Source organism: Pseudonocardia sp. UM4_GMWB1 (assembly GCF_017312155.1).
Classification (GTDB): domain Bacteria; phylum Actinomycetota; class Actinomycetes; order Mycobacteriales; family Pseudonocardiaceae; genus Pseudonocardia; species Pseudonocardia alni.
The window spans coordinates 3,712,269-3,716,144 of the sequence record NZ_QJPN01000001.1 but is presented as its reverse complement, the minus strand read 5'-3'; the positions used below and the strand labels follow the sequence as shown (position 1 = coordinate 3,716,144).

At 76.0% G+C, this 3,876-nt stretch carries 2 protein-coding genes; both read left to right on the top strand.

Annotation, left to right across the window (positions count from 1 at the left end; all coding sequences use genetic code 11):
• Nucleotides 1–139 precede the first annotated feature (139 nt).
• On the top strand, nucleotides 140–901 hold the full coding sequence (locus DMP15_RS17665) for a thioesterase II family protein (RefSeq protein ID WP_337826189.1): 762 nt from the start codon (nucleotides 140–142) through the stop codon (nucleotides 899–901).
• Between the two features lie 134 nt (nucleotides 902–1,035).
• Nucleotides 1,036–3,876, top strand: coding sequence for an AAA family ATPase (locus DMP15_RS17660; protein WP_337826188.1), 2,841 nt, complete (start codon nucleotides 1,036–1,038; stop codon nucleotides 3,874–3,876).

Sequence of the window (3,876 nt, the reverse complement as noted above, 5' to 3'; positions counted from 1 at the left end):
GGTGCCTCCCGTGGGGCGGGCCGGCCGGCGCGGTCGTCCCGCCCCCGAGGCCAGGACTAGGGATTCACCGGCCGCGGTGCCGGTTCACTGGCTACGTCGTCCGGCAGCACGCCGGGTGCGTCCGCGAGGAAGGAACCCCATGACGACGACCGCCACCGAGGAGAGCCTGTGGGTCCGGTGCTTCCACCCGGCACCGGAGCGGCCCGTGCAGCTCGTCTGCTTCCCGCACGCGGGCGGTTCGGCCTCGTTCTACTTCCCGGTCTCGGCGCAGCTGCAGACCACCGCGGAGGTGTTCGCCGTGCAGTACCCGGGCCGGCAGGACCGGCGCCGCGAGACCAGCCCCGCTGACCTCCACACCCTCGCCGACCAGGTCCACGGCGCGCTGCGGGACTCGCTGCGGGGCCACCGCCCCACGGTCTTCTTCGGCCACAGCATGGGCGCGACCCTGGCGTTCGAGGTCGCGCGGCGGCACGAGGCCCAGGGCGGGCGGATCGCCCACCTGTTCGCCTCCGGCCGGCGCGCACCCTCGCGTGTCCGTGACGAGCACGTGCACCGGCTGAGCGACGAGCAGGTCGTCGAGGAGCTGAAGCTGCTGGCGGGCACCGACACCGCGCTGCTCGGCGACGACGAGATCCTCCGGATGATCCTGCCCGCCATCCGCAGCGATTACGAGGCGATCGAGACCTACCGCTGCACCCCCGGGGCCACCGTGGCCGCGCCGATCACCGTCCTGACCGGGGACAGCGACCCGAAGACCTCACGGGACGAGGCGGAGTCCTGGCGCGACCACACCTCCGGACCGTTCGATCTGCACGTCCGTCCGGGCGGGCACTTCTTCCTCGGCTCCGACGCCCCGGCGATCATCGCCATGCTGCGCACGGTCCTCACCGCGTCGTCCTGATCCCGCAGGAGCGAGCGCGGTCACCGTACCGACACGCGGCGGCCGGTATCCGGCACGGGTGGGATCTCCTAGGCTCAAGATCGTCGAGCCGGGTCCGCCCGGCCGGGACCGGTCGCTCGTGGAGGTAGCCCAGGATGTCCGATGCCACCGATCGCGGCGTGCGCCTGGTGGGTCGGGGGTCCGAGTCGGCGTGGCTGGCCTCGGCCGGTGCCGGCGCCGCCGCCGGCTCACACGTCGTGCGGCTGCTCGTCGGACCGCCCGGGATCGGCAAGTCGGTGCTGCTCGACGGCTTCTGCACCGAGGTCCCGGCGGGCGTGCGGACCGCCCGTGCCCATGGGCGGGAACGGACCTCGGACATCTCGTTCGCCGTGGTCCGGGAGCTGTTCGGGGCCCTGGCCGGCGCAGGCCCGGTCGACCCGGCGCTGCTCGAGGGCGGTGCCCGGTGGAGTGCACCGGCGCTGGACGAGGCGACGGGCGGTGCCGGACCGGACAACCTCTACCCGGTGCTGCACGGCCTCTACTGGCTCACCGTGAACCACACCGCTCGCGGCCCGCTGGTCCTCGTCGTCGACGACCTGCAGTGGTGCGACGACGCCTCGCTGGCCTTCCTCGGATTCCTGCTGCGCCGGTCGGAGGGTCTCCCGCTCGGGGTGGTGCTCGCCTCGCGGACCGACGGAGCGGGCGCACTGCCCGACCGGCTCGCCGAGATCCGCACCCAGGCCGGTGCGGCGGTGACCGAGGTGGGCCCGCTGGACCGGTCCGGCGTCGCCCGGCTCGCCGTGGCCCGCGGTGCCGGTACGGGAGCCGAGCCGCCGCAGGCGCCGTTGCTCGACGCGCTCACCGAGGCCTCCGGCGGGAACCCGCTGCTGGTCGAGCAGCTGGTCGCCGAGCTGGGCCCGGTGACCGGCGACGGCGCGACCGACCGGATCCACCGGCTCGGGCGCGAGGTGGTCGACGGCCTCGTGGAACGGCACGTGTTCGACGCCCCGCCGCACGTCCGCGCCGTGGCCGCCGCCGTCGCGGTCGTGGGTGCCGAGCAGACCACGGTTCTCGCGACCCTGTCCGGGGTGCCCGCCGGGTCGGTGGCCGACGCGGTCGCGACGCTCGTCCGGACCGAGGTCTTCGCCCCCGACCGGTCGGACTTCCGGCACGACCTGCTGCGCACCGCGGTGCTGCGCGGACTCCCCGGGGACGAGCTCGACGACCTGCGCCGGCGCGGCGCCCGGGTGCTGAGCGACGCGGGGCGCCCGGCCGAGGTGGTGGCGGCGGTCCTGCTCGTCCTGCCCGGCGCCGGCGAGCCCTGGATGGTCGACGTGCTGCTGGAGGCCGCGGCCGCCGCAGCGCACCGCGGTGCCCGGCCCGCCGTCGCCCGCTACCTGGAACCGGTGGTCGCGGCCCGACCCGACGACGTGGGCGCGCGGACCCGGCTGGCCGCGGCGCTGGCCCAGCACGAGCCGGAGCGCGCCGTCGCGCAGCTGCGCGACGCGCTCGACCGGGCCGTGGACCTGCCCTCGCGTGCCCAGGCCGCCGTGCAGCTGGCCATGACCTCGCTGGCGGTGCAGCAGGCCCCCCGTGCGGTGCGGGTGCTGCAGGACGTCCTGGACACGATGGACCGCGAGTTCCCGGCCGACCCCGGTCCCGAGGCGACCGAGCTGCGCACGCACGTGGAGGCCGCGCTGCTGGTCGTCGGGCTCGACGAGAAGAAGACCGTGGCCGCGACGATCGACCGGATGGGACGGATGGCCCGGCCCGCCGGCCGCACTCCCGCCGAGCGCCAGAAGCTCGCGATGATGACGGTGACCCTGGCGATGGACGGTGACGACGCGGCCGCGGCCGTGGACCTCGCGCGCCGGGTGCTCCTGGTCGACGAGGCCACCCTCGGCGGCTGGGCGGTGCTGGCCTCGTCGCTGGTGCTGCGGCTGGCCGACGAGGTCGAGGAGTCGACAGCGGTGCTCGACCGGCTCGTCGTGCAGAGCCGCGAGCAGGCCTCGGCGTGGACCTACAGCCTCGCCGTGGGGACCCGCGCGACCAACCACGTCGTCGTCGGGGGCCTGGCCGAGGGCGAGGCCGACGCCCGCACGGCGCTCGACATCGCCGAGCAGGAGGCGTGGCGGGGGAACACCGTGGTGCCGACGATCGCACTGGCGAACGTGCGCCAGCAGCAGGGCGACCCGGAGGCGGCGCTCGAGCTGCTCGACGGGATCGTCCGGCCCCGGCTCGAGGACTTCGCCTGGGAGTACCACGACTACCTGATGGCGCGGGCGGGGGCGACCGCCGACGTCGGCGACGTCGACCGGGCCCTGTCGACCTACCGCCGCTGCGGGAACAGCCTCGACGCGGCCGGTATCGCGAACCCCGTCCTGGCGCCGTGGTGGGTGCACGCCGCCGTCCTGCTCGCCGACACCGGCCGGGCGCACGAGGCACACGGGATCGTCGAGGGAGGCGCCGAACGGGCGGCGCGCTGGGGGACCGGCCGCGGGCGGGGGCTCGCGCTGCTGGCCCGCGGTGTGGTCACCGCCGGTCCGCGCGGCGAGGACATGCTCCGGGAGGCGGTGGAGGTGCTCGAGGGCTCGCCCGCCCGGACCGAGCTGATCCTCGCCCACCACCTGCTGGGCCGGGCGATGCTGGTGTCCGACCACGCCGAGGACGCCCGCGAGCAGCTGCGCCGGGCGGCGACCCTGGCCGCCCGGTGCGGGGCGCTGCGGGCGGCCCGGGTCGCCCGGGAACTGCTCGTGCAGGCCGGTGGCCGGATGCGCCCGCCCACCGGCTCCCCGCTGGACCCGCTGACCGGTGCCGAACGCCGGGTGGTCGCCCTCGCCGCCGAGGGCGCCCGCAACCGCGAGATCGCGGAGGCGCTGTTCGTCACGCTGCGCACCGTGGAGGTCCATCTCACCAGCGCGTTCCGCAAGCTCGGCGTCACCGACCGGGCCGCCCTGGCCGGGATCGTCGATGCCGCCCGGGTCCGCAGCGCATGA

Excerpts from the sequence above, each read along its gene's own strand:
- DMP15_RS17665 (WP_337826189.1), top strand. The coding sequence starts at position 140 with ATGACGACGACCGCCACCGAGGAGAGCCTGTGGGTCCGGTGCTTCCAC.
- DMP15_RS17660 (WP_337826188.1), top strand. The coding sequence starts at position 1,036 with ATGTCCGATGCCACCGATCGCGGCGTGCGCCTGGTGGGTCGGGGGTCC.